This is a genomic window from Rubripirellula amarantea (assembly GCF_007859865.1).
Taxonomy (GTDB): Bacteria; Planctomycetota; Planctomycetia; order Pirellulales; family Pirellulaceae; genus Rubripirellula; species Rubripirellula amarantea.
This window is the reverse complement of record NZ_SJPI01000002.1, coordinates 830,873-845,777: the sequence shown is the minus strand read 5'-3', so window position 1 is coordinate 845,777 and position 14,905 is coordinate 830,873. Positions and strand designations below refer to the sequence as shown.

At 54.3% G+C, this 14,905-nt stretch carries 14 protein-coding genes; 4 read left to right on the top strand and 10 right to left on the bottom strand.

What is annotated here, in order from left to right:
• Positions 1-193 precede the first annotated feature (193 nt).
• The gene (mgtE, locus tag Pla22_RS16515) at positions 194-1,540 is read left to right on the top strand and encodes a magnesium transporter (protein WP_146515924.1); all 1,347 of its coding nucleotides are present in this window, start codon (positions 194-196) and stop codon (positions 1,538-1,540) included.
• Positions 1,541-1,582: 42 nt separating this feature from the next.
• On the opposite strand, the gene Pla22_RS16510 is transcribed toward mgtE, so the two are convergent.
• Complete coding sequence (locus Pla22_RS16510) at positions 1,583-2,362, bottom strand: undecaprenyl-diphosphate phosphatase (protein ID WP_242632103.1); 780 nt, start codon at positions 2,360-2,362, stop codon at positions 1,583-1,585.
• A gap of 224 nt (positions 2,363-2,586) precedes the next feature.
• On the opposite strand from Pla22_RS16510, the gene Pla22_RS16505 reads away from it, so the two are divergent.
• The 3 genes from Pla22_RS16505 to Pla22_RS16495 all read left to right on the top strand — a co-directional run bounded on the left by Pla22_RS16505 (position 2,587) and on the right by Pla22_RS16495 (position 4,886).
• Positions 2,587-3,591 carry a DUF368 domain-containing protein gene (locus Pla22_RS16505; protein WP_146515922.1) on the top strand — a complete coding sequence of 335 codons (1,005 nt, stop codon included), beginning with the start codon at positions 2,587-2,589 and terminating at the stop codon, positions 3,589-3,591.
• Between the two features lie 9 nt (positions 3,592-3,600).
• Positions 3,601-4,356, top strand: coding sequence for an RluA family pseudouridine synthase (locus Pla22_RS16500; protein ID WP_146515921.1), 756 nt, complete (start codon positions 3,601-3,603; stop codon positions 4,354-4,356).
• A 62-nt stretch (positions 4,357-4,418) separates the two neighbouring features.
• Positions 4,419-4,886 carry a putative molybdenum carrier protein gene (locus Pla22_RS16495; RefSeq protein WP_146515920.1) on the top strand — a complete coding sequence of 156 codons (468 nt, stop codon included), beginning with the start codon at positions 4,419-4,421 and terminating at the stop codon, positions 4,884-4,886.
• 72 nt (positions 4,887-4,958) lie between these two features.
• On the opposite strand, the gene Pla22_RS16490 is transcribed toward Pla22_RS16495, so the two are convergent.
• From Pla22_RS16490 to Pla22_RS16450, 9 genes are all read right to left on the bottom strand, one after another.
• Positions 4,959-5,912 carry a cytochrome c gene (locus Pla22_RS16490; RefSeq protein ID WP_146515919.1) on the bottom strand — a complete coding sequence of 318 codons (954 nt, stop codon included), beginning with the start codon at positions 5,910-5,912 and terminating at the stop codon, positions 4,959-4,961.
• Positions 5,913-5,929: 17 nt separating this feature from the next.
• Positions 5,930-6,649, bottom strand: a complete 720-nt coding sequence (locus Pla22_RS16485) for a pyridoxine 5'-phosphate synthase (RefSeq protein ID WP_207310427.1) — start codon at positions 6,647-6,649, stop codon at positions 5,930-5,932.
• A 164-nt stretch (positions 6,650-6,813) separates the two neighbouring features.
• Positions 6,814-8,418 (bottom strand): Rne/Rng family ribonuclease, encoded by a 1,605-nt coding sequence (locus Pla22_RS16480; RefSeq protein WP_146515918.1) that lies wholly within the window; start codon positions 8,416-8,418, stop codon positions 6,814-6,816.
• Between the two features lie 150 nt (positions 8,419-8,568).
• Complete coding sequence (locus Pla22_RS16475; protein ID WP_146515917.1) at positions 8,569-9,579, bottom strand: TIGR03936 family radical SAM-associated protein; 1,011 nt, start codon at positions 9,577-9,579, stop codon at positions 8,569-8,571.
• Positions 9,576-11,321, bottom strand: coding sequence for a phosphoenolpyruvate--protein phosphotransferase (ptsP, locus tag Pla22_RS16470; protein WP_146515916.1), 1,746 nt, complete (start codon positions 11,319-11,321; stop codon positions 9,576-9,578). The genes Pla22_RS16475 and ptsP overlap by 4 nt, the downstream gene beginning before the upstream one ends.
• Before the next feature lie 257 nt (positions 11,322-11,578).
• Positions 11,579-11,953, bottom strand: a complete 375-nt coding sequence (locus Pla22_RS16465; protein WP_146515915.1) for an HPr family phosphocarrier protein — start codon at positions 11,951-11,953, stop codon at positions 11,579-11,581.
• Positions 11,953-12,432 carry a PTS sugar transporter subunit IIA gene (locus Pla22_RS16460; protein WP_146515914.1) on the bottom strand — a complete coding sequence of 160 codons (480 nt, stop codon included), beginning with the start codon at positions 12,430-12,432 and terminating at the stop codon, positions 11,953-11,955. Before Pla22_RS16460 ends, Pla22_RS16465 begins: the two co-directional genes overlap by 1 nt.
• Positions 12,433-12,698: 266 nt before the next feature.
• Complete coding sequence (gene hpf / locus Pla22_RS16455) at positions 12,699-13,037, bottom strand: ribosome hibernation-promoting factor, HPF/YfiA family (protein ID WP_146515913.1); 339 nt, start codon at positions 13,035-13,037, stop codon at positions 12,699-12,701.
• A 215-nt stretch (positions 13,038-13,252) separates the two neighbouring features.
• On the bottom strand, positions 13,253-14,719 hold the full coding sequence (locus Pla22_RS16450; protein WP_146515912.1) for a hypothetical protein: 1,467 nt from the start codon (positions 14,717-14,719) through the stop codon (positions 13,253-13,255).
• Positions 14,720-14,905: the final 186 nt, after the last annotated feature.

Below are 14,905 nucleotides of genomic sequence, written 5' to 3'. Positions count from 1 at the left end.
TTGTTAGTCCGCTGCGTTGCCAGTTTATTGATCAAAAGAATTGGTTCAGAGTCAAACACCGATGACTTGGTGTTGGCCTGAACCTCGCGGTTCGACCCTTTCGGTTCGGATCGGTCCCCATGCCTGAGTCCTTCGTCATTGAAGTCACTCTGTGGTCGGGGACGACAATACCTTCTACGGCAGTTCGCTTTCTATGAACACTTTGTTTCTTCCCGAATTGCGCGAGATGTTGGCCGATTCCAATCGCGCTGAGTTGGAAGAGTTCTGCGATGCGCTCAACGCAGGCCGCACCGCTGAGTTCATGGAAGGACTTACTGACGACGAAATCTGGAAAGTGCTGCAATACGCGCCCCCGCCTCGGCGTGCGGAAATCTTTGGTTACTTCGAACACGATCGAAAGGTTGCGATTTTCGAAAGCCAGCCGCCGAAGGAAGTGGCGGAGATCGTTGTAGAGACCCCGGCCGATGACCGAGTCGACTTACTGCAAGATTTGCCGACCCAGCGAGTCGACGAGATCTTGCGCTTGCTTCCGGTCGAGGATCGTCGCGACATCCGACGTCTCCAATCGTACGAAGAAGGTACCGCTGGTGCATTGATGACGACCGAAGTCGCCATGCTCGCGGAAAACATGACGGTTGGCGAAGCGCTCCAGGAACTCAGCAAGCAATCGGAAGAACTCGAAACGATCTACTACCTGTTCGTCGTTGACGACAACCAGCTTCTTCGCGGGATTGTTTCCACTCGCCAATTGGTTTCCGCCTTAAGCAAACCCAGTCTCACGCTGGGTGAGATGATGGAATCGGATGTTGTCGCGGTGTTGGTGACCGACGACCAGGAAGTGGTTGCGGAAAAGGTCGAGCGATTCAATTTGCTCGCTATCCCAGTCATTGATTCCGGTCGCCAATTGCTTGGCATTATCACGCACGATGACGTGATCGATGTCGTCCGAGAAGAGCTAGCCGAGGATGCTCAGCGGATCGCGGCGGTCGCACCGCTGGAACAAGATTTCTTGCGTGTCCCCTTGTGGACGTTGTCTTGGAAACGCGGATTGTGGTTAACGATTCTGTTTTTTGCTGCTCTCTTAACCGCCTTCGCGCTGCGACATTATGAGGAAGAACTTGCGACGTACGCTTGGTTGGTCGCGTTCATACCGCTGATCATCAGTGCCGGCGGCAATTCAGGTTCTCAGTCAGCCACCCTCGTCATCACGGCAATGACAAGCGGTCACGTGAAGTTTCGCGATTGGCCAGAGGTTCTGCGCCGCGAAGTGATCGTGTCGTTGATCCTTGGCGTCTTCCTTTCATTGATCGGGCTTAGCGTCGCCATCTTCATTGCACCGAGTCATCATGATGCGATGGTCATACCGCTGACCTTGGTTTCAGTCATCGTCTGCGGATGTCTGTGCGGAGCAACGTTGCCGATAATCTTCAAGCGACTTGGCTTGGATCCTGCGATGATGAGCAACCCTTTCGTCGCCGGGATTGTCGACATTCTGGGCATCGTGATCTACATCAACATCGCCCGAGCTTTACTCGGTTAGTTCACCGTGGAGTCGCGATGTGGGGCCGTGCGATTGGGCTTTCTACATCTGCAGTGATGCGTAGCCAACCACAGCAATCCCAGCAGGGATGCACCACCATGCGAACCAGTGCAATCGGTTGGAAGCACTCCACTTGATCAACCAATTCAATGCGACGATGCCAACGCCGAACGAGACCGCCGCTCCGATCACTAGCGTCGCAATGTCGTATTCCATCGGTAAGCCAGCGCTGTACTGTTCATAGACATCCTTCAACGTTAGCAACGTAGCGCCACAAATCGCTGGGATCGCAAGTAGAAACGAGAACGTCACTGAGTCGTCGTTCTTCAACCCCAACATGCGACCACCTAAGATCGTCGACCCGCTCCGTGATATGCCAGGAAGAATTGCAAACGCTTGAAAGCAACCCACCAGGAAAGCACCGACGTACGACATCCCTTGATAGTTGCCTTCGCGAGGTTTCAGCTTCCCCAAAACAATCAGCATGATCCCGGTGACGATCAAGCACGATCCCGCAAGCAAGGGGTTCTTGAGGATGTGTTCGAAACTCGTTTTGATCGTCAGTCCCACTACGACGGCGGGCAACGTACCAATGATCAGCAACGGAATCACTCGTCGATCGCTCGAAAGCAGATTCAAGATACGACGCCAGTACACCACCAGGATCGAACCGAGTGTGCCCGCGTGAAGAATGACCTCAAGCGTTGGCGATTCCGACGTCTGACCCATCAACGCGCCAAGAATTACCAAGTGCCCCGAGGAGCTGATTGGCAAGAATTCAGCGATGCCTTGAACAACGGCAAGAATGAGCGTTTCGAACACGAGGCAATGGGTCTGCAGTGAAGGGGATCTTAAAACTGATTCGTTCCCGTTTACTCGCATGTTGAAGTGCGGACGTCAGGGGAATAAATCGCGTTCTACTTACTATTTCCGAGACCCCAAGTATCATCAGCATCTCGGTGGGCGAAAGGTGGGACGCTGCCTCAAACCGGCAAACTCTTTCGCTCAGTCCGGCTAGACCTAACAAAACGATTATCCCGACCATCATGACGATTTCCGACGACTCATCCGAATCGACCGTTGCCATCGACCCGGCCGTCCACTCGCCAGAGGAGATCGGCTCGGTTCGGATGGACGTCATAAACGTCCTTAGAGGGTTTTGTATGGGGGCCGCTGATACCGTTCCGGGTGTTAGCGGTGGAACCGTGGCATTGATTTTGGGTCACTATCACCGACTCGTCGGCGCCATCAGTCGAGTGGATTCGACGCTGGTGAAGTTGGCGTTTTCGGGGAATGTGTCGGCTGCCGCCAAACATTTGGATTTCCGATTTCTGGCTACCCTCGGTTTTGGAATCGCTTTGGGCATCGTCACGCTTTCGGGTGCAATGCACTGGTTGCTTGACCATCGCATGCCACAAACGTTAGCGGTTTTCTTGGGGTTGATGGTCGCCAGTGTCTGGATCGTCAAAGGCTACATCAATCGATGGTCGCCTCAATGCATTGTGGGAATGCTATTGGGTGCGGTCGCAGCCGTTGCGATCACGATGATTCCCATGGGCAACGGCAACATGAGTTTGCCCTACCTGTTCCTATCAGCATCCGTTGCCATTTGCGCGATGATATTGCCTGGCATTAGTGGCGCGTTTGTGCTGTTGCTCTTTGGCGTCTATCACAACGTCACGGGGCTGATCAAGGATGCGGCCAAGGGTAACATCTCGCTCGATTCCATCACCCAGATCCTAGTGTTCTGCGGCGGCTGCCTATTTGGACTATTGGCGTTCTCGCGTCTATTGAAATGGCTGCTCGAGCATCATCGCGATGTCACCATGGCGACGCTGATTGGGCTGATGATTGGAAGCCTGCGAAAGTTGTGGCCGCTACAGATGCCGACTGCGGAAACAGCGAACGAAAAGTTGAAGTTCCGCGTGATGGAATTCGTCTCCCCATCCGACTGGGACACTGCAGCGGGCAGTTTCCCCGTCCTGATCGGCCTAGCGGTGGCGGCTGCCGTCGTTGTCTTGGTGGCTGAAAAAGTTGCGGTGAAAGAGTAGAGTCTTGGGATGACCAATCCCAACCTCGACGTGATTTTTGAAGATAACCACCTGCTTGTGGTTAACAAACCGACCGGCATCGCAACGATGGGAGCCGACGACGGTCCGACATTGCATAGCATCGCCGTGGAGTACGTGCGAAAGAAGTACAACAAACCGGGGCGAGTCTTCTTGGGAATCGTTAGCCGCCTGGATACGGTCACCAGCGGCGTGCTTGTCTTGCCGCGAACGAGTAAGTCCGCGTCGCGTTTGACACCACAATTTCAGCCGACAGCCAAAGGCAGTGGCAAATCCGCTGTGAAGGTCTACTTGGCAGTAGTTTCCGGTTACTTGGACCAGCCGAGCGGCACGTTCACCGATTTCGTTGCGAAAGACGATCGAGCGAAGCGGATGCGCATCGTTGGTCCCGGGCATCCCGAAGCTTCTGAAGCAAAGCTGGCGTACCAGGTCATTGCCGAACACGAAAATGGCTCGATCGTAGCCGTTCGCTTACTTACCGGACGCAAGCACCAAATTCGTGTGCAGTTCGCCGACCGAGGGTATCCGATCTTAGGAGATCAAAAGTACGGTAGCGCGGTGGCCTTTCCCAGCGGGATCGCACTGCATAGCTGGAAGCTGCAAATCGAACACCCAACGCTAAAGATTCCCATGGAATTCGGTTCGAAGGTTCCCTCATCATGGAACATGTTCGCAGATTTCGTGAAAGACCCGGAGGTATGGGATACAGTAAAACGAAGCTTCTCGATTGAGTCGGTGACAAAGTAAGACTCGGGTAAGTTAACTCCGCCTCGGTTTTATCTCGCAAAACCCTTTTATCCAACGTCTTCATGAGTTCATCGACCGTTCATTGTCCCAAGCGAATTGTTTCCGGCGGCCAAACGGGTGTTGATCGCGGTGGCTTGGATGCAGCGTTAGCATTGGGAATTCCGCACGGCGGATGGTGTCCCAAAGGACGAGTCGCAATAGACGGAACGATCCCCGAGATCTATGACTTAACCGAGACTGAGTCGACGGACTATCGGGAACGCACGCGCCAGAACGTGCGTGACAGTGACGCGACCTTGCTGATCTATCAAGGTACCGTAGGCAAGGGCACCGCCTTGACGCTCAACGCGTGTCGCCAGCAAAAGCGGCCATGCCTGTTGATTCAGATCTCGGAAGAGTCCGTCGATAAGGCTCGCCAATGGCTCAACGAACACAAACCCGAGGTCCTAAACATCGCCGGATCACGGGGCGATGCGCAACTCGTTTTACAAACGCGAGTGAAAGAGTTCGTGATGAGTGTTTTGCAGTGACCTACTGGATCTCTTACACCAAAGTTTTGTCCGATCGCTTGTCCACGGCAGGACGCAGGTCAGTTTAGCTTCTTAGCTTCGGTATTGTTCGTGGCAATTCGTGCACGACGTTCTAATGTCGCTGACCGCACGCCGAGCGGCTTCATAGTTCGATGAATCGAGTCCCGAGATAACAGACTTGGATGCTTCGGACATCGCACGACTGAGCGCTTCGTAGTCTTCGTCGCCCGCGTCGTCCATGCCTTCCTTAGTAAACACTTCACCCAGCATCGCCAACAATTCAGCTCGCCGCCGTATCTGGTCCTCGTTGGCCTGGACGGCTTCAACGTCCGTAGCATCCGACGCCAAGGCGTCGATCAACGACTCGGAATACTTCATCAACGGAGAGCGGTCGGCGATACTATCCCACTGGTTTTGCTGATTCGATTCTCGTTCATCGAGCCCTGATCCGGTCACTAGTTTTTGCAAATCTTCCTTCCGCAACTTGGCTTCGTTGTAGACCTGGGAATCACCAGACTTGCAGTTAGATGCAGTTCGCCCAAGTAGGTCGCGTGCGATTGGTGCCTGGTCTTTCCAACGCACATCGCCGGAGTAGTCTGAAATGATCGCAAACAAAGTTGCCAGGACGCTAAGATCCAAGCGAGCGTCCTGGTACTTACCGCTCTTAAACGCGCCCGGGGAGGTAACCACCGAATCGTAGTGCAACTTGACCTTCTTGATCTCATCTTCGAGCGACGCTGCAGAGATCAGGGTAATCCAACCTTCACTCGCTTTCCTGGAACCCGAAGGTGAGGCTTCTGCTAGCGAAGCTTTCATTTCGGACGCGGATTTGCGGACGGCTGCGACGGTCGGACGTCCGCTCGGAAGGGCGTCATCGAGACTCGGAAAGAACACGCCTTCGAGCTGATCAGCGGAGAACGTTGGTGCAGCCGCGCGACGTTCACCCTTTGGCGGCGTTTCTGCCAGTGCCAAGCGGACGACTGTTCCACCGATAAGAACGAGCGATACAAGGACAAGTGACCGCATGAGATTTCCTAGTCGTTCTACGAGCACAAATCCAAAATTCGACGCATTTCCATCACGGCTTCCTTCATTCCGACCATGACCGCTCGACTGACAATGGAGTGACCAATGTTGAGCTCAATCATGTGCGGAATCTTGGCAACCGGACGAACGTTCGTGTAGTTTAACCCGTGGCCGGCATGCAAGCGAATCTTTCGTTGGGTCGCGACCTTTCCGGATTCGATCAAACGTGAAAGTTCGTGGATTTGAGCATCGCGTTTCGCTAGCGCGTACGGTCCGGTGTGAAGTTCAACCGCATCGACCCCAAGGTCTGCAGATGCCTCGACTTGGTCGGGATCGGAGTCAATGAACAAGCTCACCAAAATATCGGCGTCTTTAAGCCGAGCGACCGCGTCTTTGATCCGCCCCTTATCGCCTAGAACGTTCAAGCCGCCTTCGGTCGTGACCTCTTCGCGACTTTCGGGAACCAACAATCCCCAATCGGGTTTCGCCTTCACGGCAATCGACAGCACGTCGTCGGCACACGCCAATTCAAAATTTGTCTTGATGTTGACCGTCTTCATCAACACCTCGACGTCGCGATCTTGAATGTGACGACGATCCTCGCGCAGGTGAAACGTGATTCCGTCCGCACCACCCTGTTCGGCAAGAGCGGCTGCAACGACTGGGTCAGGTTCAAACGTACGCCGCGCCTGACGGACAGTCGCAACGTGATCGATGTTAACGCCGAGCTCTAGCATAGGAACCAAAGTGTTGAGTAAGGGTTGAAAAAAATGACAGCTATCCGCGGTTAGCAGGTAGCTCATCAAAGGTGCTTCGTGCGACGAGGGCCGATAGCGAACAGGTTAGCTGAGAACCTGTTCGCTTATCGTTAAACTGTCGGACATCATCGCATCTTCTGGGCTCAGGAATCGACTTCGACGCGTTCACCTTGAGCGTCACGGCAATCCAATTCCAAGTGCTCAGGGTACAAGGCTTCGCTGCCGAGGATTTGCACAGTCATGCCACCCTCGTCTTCCATCGCCATCACTTCGCGACGCTTTCGGTTGTTCAGATGCGCCGCAACCTCATCATTGACTCGAATCGTGACTCGTTGAATGTGCTTATTCTGAACCGCGAGCGCGAGTGTACGAATGACTTCGATCGACATACTCTCGGCCGTTTTGACTAGCGCACGACCTTCGCAGCACGGACAATCTCGATAAATGCTGCGTTTGAGACTTGGACGTACGCGTTGGCGAGTCATCTCGATCAAACCAAAGGGACTCGTTCTAAGAATTTTGGTTCGCGCTCGATCGTTTGCCATCGCGTCACGCAGCACACGTTCGACCTTGCGACGATGACTTTCCTTACGCATGTCGATAAAGTCGTTCACGATCACGCCGCCCAAATCACGCAGGCGTAATTGACGCGCGATCTCTTTGGCCGCTGCCATGTTCAAGCGGAACGCATTCTCTTCGGCCGAATCGTTGCTGCGGAAGTTGCCGCTGTTGACGTCGATTGCCACCAAGGCCTCGGTCGGGTCGATCACAATGGAACCGCCTTCCTTGAGGTGGACTTGGCGTTGATTGATCTTCACGATCTCTTGCTCAAGTTTTCGTGAATGGAATAGCGGCGTGTCGCCATCAAACAATTTCAAACGGTCCACTACCCGCGGCATGACCATGTTCAAGAAGGTCTTCGCCTTGTCGTAGGACTCTTTTTCATCGATCAAAATTTGGTCGATATCGTCCGTATAGATGTCGCGAATCGTGCGGATGATCAGATCGCTTTCTTCGTACAAGACGCCTGGTTCAGGGGTTTCCTCGATACGCTTGACGATTGCCTTCCACAAACGCAACAAGTAATCCATGTCGCGGCCAAGTTCGGCTTCGGTGCGTCCGGCACCGGCGGTGCGAACGATGAAACCGAGGCCCTTGGGTGGATTCAAGTTACGAAGGCAACGCTTGAGTCGCTTGCGGTCATCTTCGTCTTCAATTTTGCGACTCACACCGACACGAGCGAGTGACGGCATCAGGACAAGGTATCGACCCGGAATAGAAATGTACGTGCTAAGCGTTGGCCCCTTGGTGCCGATTCCTTCTTTGATGACCTGAACGAGAACTTCGTCACCCCGTTTGAAGATTTCCTGGATGGGAGGCTTGTTGCGTGGACGTCCGCCTTTGTAGGCATGCTTATTTCCGCGACCTGAATCGCGAGCTTTCTTGGCAGCGACTTCTGCCATCTCATCCGATTCACGCATGATTTCTTCGGGGTCGTAACCGCCCTGACGAAAATATTGCGGTTCAACATCACTGATGTGCAGGAAGCCATTTCGTCCGACTCCAAAGTCGACGAAGGCCGCTTGAATACTAGGTTCAAGGTTGACGATCTTGCCTCGGTAAATGTTACCCGCGAAAGCCTCAACGCTTTTTCTTTCGACGTATAGTTCTTCAAGGCGGCCGTTTTCAAGGACTGCGATACGGCATTCCTCGGGTTGCAGCACATTGATTAGCATCTCTTTCTTCATCGTAAATCACCTCGTTGGGTGTTGGGTTGGCTTGTTACCTGTGACGGAAAGGCCGACACGAGGCATGGACGCCAACGGTTTCTATGTATGGTTAGGTGTGGCCGGTAGTTCGTTTGCGATGGTTGATCGCCCGGACACGAAAATGGTTTGTTAGGTGTGATTAGCGAACGCCGACGGTTCGGGGACATCGCCCGATTCGGCGTAGTTCTCGCTATTCGTGTCTTCAAATTCTTTCTTCAGTTGGGTCTTAACACGCGTGATCGTGGCGCCGTTTTCGATCCAGTCTTCCAGTTGCAGCGCCGCCATGACATCACTCGGCTTGAGCGATGCGCCTTCGGCGGCGACCAACGACAAGCACAGTCGCTCGTCTTCAACATTGATCTCGGGCAAGTTTTCCGCGACGCCAAATGTCAACGTCTTCTTCTTTCGCTTGATCGTAAGACTGCCAGCGTCGTTCAGCGACGCGATGGCATCTTTCACTTGGTTCCAATCAACGTTATCCGGAGGCGTGACCACGTACTTGCTAAGTGCCAGTTGCGCCTTGCCAAATCCCTCGGGCAACATCGCAACGCAGCGCATTGTTAACCCGGGTTGGTTGTCGGCGATCAATCGGTCGAGCAATTCGCGTGGTGTGAGCTGTTCGGCGAGTTCGATCTCAACGACTTCATCAAGCGATTCGACTCCTAGAGCCAGCGCCGATGGGAACGCGATGCGAGGCTTGGGATGAAAGCCCTCGGTCATGGAAAAGTTCAGTTCGGCCCTTCGACCCAGACGTTCCCAAAGCTTTGCGAGGTCGGTGTGGCCGATCCAACGAAGCAGTCCAGTCTTTCCAAACCGGACTCGGTAGCGGATTCGCAGCGGAGGTTCCGGAGTAGTTTTCGCCGGCGCTGATTCGTCTTCTTCCTGGGCTTGCGAAGAATCGGACGTCGATGCCGAAGCGTCGGCCTCGGATGCGACCGAGGAAGCCGCGTGATCCTTATCCCGATCTGGTTTGGCGTCCTCGTTCTTGGACAATGCTTGGTGGGACAATGCTTGGTGGGACAATTCTTGATGCGACAATGCTTGGGGCGACGATGCTTGATACGACGACGTATCGTCGCTTGAATTGACAGGTGAGTTGTCGGGCGAAGCCGCTTCGATGTTGGGTTGGTCTTCGCTCATGAAACCACCAGTTCGGGTACAAGATCTTCCAAGCGGTCCTGCAGGTACATGTCAATGTCGCGGGCGGCTTCGAGATTCATCACGCGAGCCGCAATCTCCTGGCACTGCGTGATCGTGACACTGCGGATCGCCTTTTTAACTCGTGGCAATGTCGACGGTGGAACACTCAGGTTCCGAACTCCCATGCCGATCAACAGAAGTGCTCGCGATGGCTTGCTGCTCATTTCGCCGCAAACCGCCAAAGGTGTGTTCGACTGGTCAGCCACCTCAACACAGCGAGCGATCAAACGAAGCACTGCGGGATCACAGGACTGATACAAGTCCGCGACATACTCGTTGCTACGGTCGACGGCTAACGTGTACTGAGCCAAGTCATTGGTACCGATGCTCAGGAAATCAACTTCACCGACAAACTTATCGAGCATGACGACTGCGGCGGGAACCTCGACCATCATTCCAACCGGAATGTCGCTTCGATACTCGATGCCCTCTTCCTTTAAGTCTTCGGCGACAAGGTTCAGCAGCATGCGAGCTTGTCGAAGCTCGGCGATGGTGGTGATTAATGGGAACATCACACGAATGTCACCGTGCGCGGCCGCTCGCAACACGGCTCGCAATTGCGGTCGAAACAAATCGAGATTGCGTAGTGACAACCGAATGCTTCGCAAACCCAGAAACGGGTTATGTTCATGCTCGGCCAAGGGCCGGTGCCCCATCTTGTCGGCACCGAGGTCAAGGGTCCGCAAGACTACGGGACGACCTTTCATTTCGCGAACGACCTGCGAATAGGCTTGGTAATGATCCTCTTCGCTGGGTTCGTCGAGGCTGGATAGATACAGAAACTCGGTTCGGTACAACCCAATGCCATCGGCACCACGTTCGATGCAAGATTCCGTTTCGTGAGGAAACTCGATGTTGGCCGACAATCGGATGCGAGTGCCATCGGCAGTTTCGCCGGGAAGGTCGCGAAGTTGTGATAGTCGCTGGGATAGCGAATTTCGTTCTTCGAGCCGTCGGGTGTAATGAGCAAGGGTTTCCTCATCCGGCGAGATGATGACGATTCCGCGATCACCGTCGATGATGACCGTATCACCGTTGTTGACATCTTCGATGAAGTTGCCGATGCCCACGACCGCTGGCAGTTCAAGACCCTTCGCAACGATCGCTGTATGCCCGCCGGGACCACCCGTTTCGGTGCAGAACCCGTGAACGAAATTGCGATCCAAGTTCGCCGTTTCACTGGGTGTCAAATTATGAGCAAGCACGACCGTTGTATGCGTTAAGTCCGATAACGGTTGAGCACTAACGGCACCAAGTTCGAACAACAGTTGCTTCTCGATATCCAAAACGTCTTGGGACCGTTCGGCGAGCAGCGGATTGTCGAGCTGCTTCAACGCGGCGGCAAAGTCATGAAGCACTCGGTTGACCGCGTAGGCGGCCGATTGATTCTGACTTCGAATTCGACGACCTAGCTCGGCATGCAGTCGGGGGTCGTGCAACATCTGAAGCTGAGCCGCAAAGATGTCGCCGGTGAGGTCGCCAGCAACGGCAGAGGTTTCGTCTCGATTGTCAGCGATGCGTTTCGCGACAAGATCAACGGCTTCACGCAGGCGCGCGTACTCTTCGTCCGCTTTTGCGGCTGCGACGAAAACACGAGGGATGCGATATCCGTCTGGATCCAGCACTAATGCTGGACCGATCGCAACTCCTGGCGATACTGGGATTCCTTGCAGTTCGACCATCGTCGGGCGATGGTTCGCACGCGTTTGCACGCAGCGATACAGCAGGCGGCTCGACCAGAAACTTGTCTGGTTGAATCAACATCCTGCAGTTGCTTGAGTGGTTGCATTGAATGTCGACCATCACGGCCAAGATTCATCGCTATGGCGCGAACCATCTGTGTGCGGTAAGTGAAAAGTGTGTGTATGGATGGAAAGTCTTTGCCAACATCGACGAATCGCATGCGTGACGAGGTCATCAACCCCGGTCACGCGAAACACTATTCCTCGAGCTTGGCTCCTGGCATAACAGCATCCGCACCCGCAGGATTTTCTCCCTGAGGGGCAACGCTATCAGGCACCGAGTTTTCAGTCCCCGTGCCTTCGTCAAAACCAGATTCAAAGAGCGCTAAGATCGTCTCGAGTGCTTCGGGGGCATCGGGGCCGACGACCGAAATCGTCAATTCGGTTCCCTGAGCCGCGCCGAGCATCAAGAGCGACAAAATGCTCTTACAGTCCATCATCTCGGCATTCTTGCCGATGGTGATGTCTGCTTGAAAGTTGTTGGCTGCTTTGACCAACAGATGAGCCGGTCGCGCGTGCAACCCCTCGAGGTTTTGCACAACGACCTTGCGGACAAGCGGTGCGTTACTCATTAGCCAGACACGAATTGGTTATCGTCGGCTTCCTGAAGCAATTGTTGAATATCCTCAGGCTTCTTGCTCTGCTTGAGGAACCGGCAAAATGCGTCGTCACGGAGTTGACGAGAAATATTTTCGAGCGCACGCAAGTGATCACCAGGCCGCTCGGGAGGGCTGATCAACAAGAAGAAAAGCTGGACGCGTTCGCCATCGAGCGAATCAAAGTCCACGCCTTGATCAGAAACACCAACGGTTCCAACCAGTTTGGAAACACTGGGGTGCTTGGTGTGCGGGACAGCGACACCCCGGCCGATGCCGGTGCTGCCGAGCTCTTCACGCTTCATGATGGAAGCGATGATGTCGTCACGTTGTTCAGCGTCGATCTCGCCAGCGTCGGCAAGGGCTTGAACCAATTCTTCGATGACGGACTCTTTGGTGATCGAGCTTAACTCAGCCTTGATCGCCTTGGTGGTGATAAAATCTGCAAACTTCATGGGAATAGGATTTCCAGGGGCTTTTGGGCTCCAACTAGATAGCTGGAGGGAATGACCGCTCCGAGTGTTGAATCACTTGAGGCCACGAGGGGCGCCAACGCTGCGGGTGAATCTACCTCGTCCATCCCGGCCGTGACGGCGACTGGTAGGTCGGAGCCGCTGACCGGATGGGGCATTGAGGTGACGCTCGCTTAGAGTTCCCAAAACATTGGAATTTCCAAGTCGGCGCGATGATTGGGTGCATCGTTGGACCGCTGCGGGATCAATTATTCGTCGGCAACGATCGGGTCAATGTGTTTGTGTCCAGTGGCTCGGTGGCCAGTTTTCTTTTCCTTGATGCGTCGGAGTTGTTGCTCCGCCTTTGGAATCGCCAAATCCAGCGCTGAAATTACCGTGGTGGAATCGGCGGTCGCGATGCAGTCGTCGGAACCTTCGATCGAAACTTTGATTTCGACAAACGGTTTATCGAGTTCCTTAAGGTCAATCGTCACTTCGATCGCATTGACGCGATCGTACAATCGGCGGAGCTTTTCGACTTTTTCGACAACCAGCTCTTGGTCGCCATTTTGTAAACTGCCGTGCCTAGCTGAAACATTGACCTGCATGGATGCCTCTCCCTCCGGTGATAGAACTGATCTGGTCTACCGCTCATCATAAGCGACAATCGCTCGACTTCATAGCGATGGTTTTGACAGTAAATGTACGACAGATCATTAGCTGTCCGCAATTGCGCCTCTAAATGCGATATAGGGTCGTGGGCATTTTGTAGGGGCTGGGCCGCTTATCCCAAATAGGCAGCCCGCAATCGCAATATCAGGCCTTAACAGCACCATTTGATGGCTCGCTGGGCGATCCATGCTGGGATCAGAATCGCGCCAGCATCAGCGAAACGGCCAAGCGGAGGCGTGGTCAGGATAACGAACCCGATCATACAGATGGCGTAGAGCATTGCGACCACAAATAGCACCCTGGAATCCCAGCCGATCGGATTGTCGGTAAACGCTCTCGATTCGATGCCCACTAAAGCGTTAGCCCCGACATTTGCAGCATTATTTTCAGCTTTGCCAGCGGCATCCCCCGAGCTGGGAGTTTCATTCGGCCCGGTCGTCGAATTAACGTGGCGCATGTTCACTGATTCTGGTGTCGAGCGAATCGACCGCTCCAGTGCGATACCAAGTGCAATCAACGTGGCAGCCAAGAAAAATGGGTTCATCAGCCAATTTGCCACCGTACCCCAGATCGCTCGTCGCGTTGCCAGCGCAATCCAACGCGCGTAACGCAGCGGATACTTCGCGACGATCGCCTTGTTGACCTTCGCAATCTCACGATGAGCTCGCACGGCGTCGTCGGGATACTGCTGGTTCGCCGCCGGTGCAATCGCTTGATAGATCAAATCATTCCAACGGGCCTCGATCGTCATGGTCGCGGACGTCATCCCGACTTGGCCACCGTCATCAGCCAAATCGAAACCGCGACGTTTGGCATCGTCGCGAGCAGCAAGAATCGCTTCGATCAATTCGCTTGAACTTGGCGATACCGCACGCAGCTCTTCGTCGCTGACTAACTGGAACGTCACGCCGGCCAAATTTTGATGGCCGAAGGGAAGAATCGCAAAGTCATCGACCACCGCACCTCGCAATCCCATCCAGCCAATCACGCAAAGACAGATTCCCAGGACCGGCGTCAAGGACGTCGTTAATCCTCGCCCGATGGTGCCGCCGGACATTCGCATGATTAATGTCCCGGCGATGCCTAAGAACGGAATCAATGCAAGGTACGCTGGCCGAATCATGATCGCTAGGAAAGACAATCCTATGATCGCAATCGCTGTCTTGAATCCTCGTTCGGTACGGTGCCACCGCAGCAACATCGTCACCACCCAAATGCCGACCGACGCGGCGATCGCATCGGTGGCGAGCGTGGATTGATGGTCCAGAGCCGTGCAACTTAGCGCAATTGCAAAACCGATAGCCCATGCAACCTTCACGGTCGATCCGTATCGCCTCATTTCGACGGCAAACGCCCAAGCTGCCAAAGCACTGATGATCCACTGAATCAACGGCACAACTGCCAAACCCAAGGTCGCCTTCATCACCCCCAAAAAGATCGGGTAGGCCGGCGTGCGTGGGCTCAGCAGCGCGTCGTGCAGCGAATCGAGTGGATAGTTCAAGTAGCTCGGCGTGTCGGCTACGTGATGTGGAGTCAGCCGCCCCGTGATTGCGGCATAGCCAAGCGTGACGACTAGGATCGCAGCCAACAGCAGAGGCATCCGATCGCTTTTCATCATCAAGGTTCCTCTAAAGAGAGCACAATCGTCGCGTCCGCCGGGTTCAATTTCAAAACCCCACATCCGAAATCACAAGTGATCGGAAATCAAAAACACCCCGAAATCCAAGTGATCGCCGGCGAAAGCGTCAAGCACCACGGGCGACCTAGCGTCGCGATGGTGCGAATTGGCCGCCTCGTCGTTGCG

Coding starts and splice junctions, on each gene's coding strand:
- mgtE (WP_146515924.1), top strand. CDS start 194: ATGAACACTTTGTTTCTTCCCGAATTGCGCGAGATGTTGGCCGATTCC.
- Pla22_RS16505 (WP_146515922.1), top strand. CDS start 2,587: ATGACGATTTCCGACGACTCATCCGAATCGACCGTTGCCATCGACCCG.
- Pla22_RS16500 (WP_146515921.1), top strand. CDS start 3,601: ATGACCAATCCCAACCTCGACGTGATTTTTGAAGATAACCACCTGCTT.
- Pla22_RS16495 (WP_146515920.1), top strand. CDS start 4,419: ATGAGTTCATCGACCGTTCATTGTCCCAAGCGAATTGTTTCCGGCGGC.
- Pla22_RS16490 (WP_146515919.1), bottom strand. CDS start 5,912: ATGCGGTCACTTGTCCTTGTATCGCTCGTTCTTATCGGTGGAACAGTC.
- Pla22_RS16485 (WP_207310427.1), bottom strand. CDS start 6,649: ATGCTAGAGCTCGGCGTTAACATCGATCACGTTGCGACTGTCCGTCAG.
- Pla22_RS16480 (WP_146515918.1), bottom strand. CDS start 8,418: ATGAAGAAAGAGATGCTAATCAATGTGCTGCAACCCGAGGAATGCCGT.
- Pla22_RS16475 (WP_146515917.1), bottom strand. CDS start 9,579: ATGAGCGAAGACCAACCCAACATCGAAGCGGCTTCGCCCGACAACTCA.
- ptsP (WP_146515916.1), bottom strand. CDS start 11,321: ATGGTCGAACTGCAAGGAATCCCAGTATCGCCAGGAGTTGCGATCGGT.
- Pla22_RS16465 (WP_146515915.1), bottom strand. CDS start 11,953: ATGAGTAACGCACCGCTTGTCCGCAAGGTCGTTGTGCAAAACCTCGAG.
- Pla22_RS16460 (WP_146515914.1), bottom strand. CDS start 12,432: ATGAAGTTTGCAGATTTTATCACCACCAAGGCGATCAAGGCTGAGTTA.
- hpf (WP_146515913.1), bottom strand. CDS start 13,037: ATGCAGGTCAATGTTTCAGCTAGGCACGGCAGTTTACAAAATGGCGAC.
- Pla22_RS16450 (WP_146515912.1), bottom strand. CDS start 14,719: ATGATGAAAAGCGATCGGATGCCTCTGCTGTTGGCTGCGATCCTAGTC.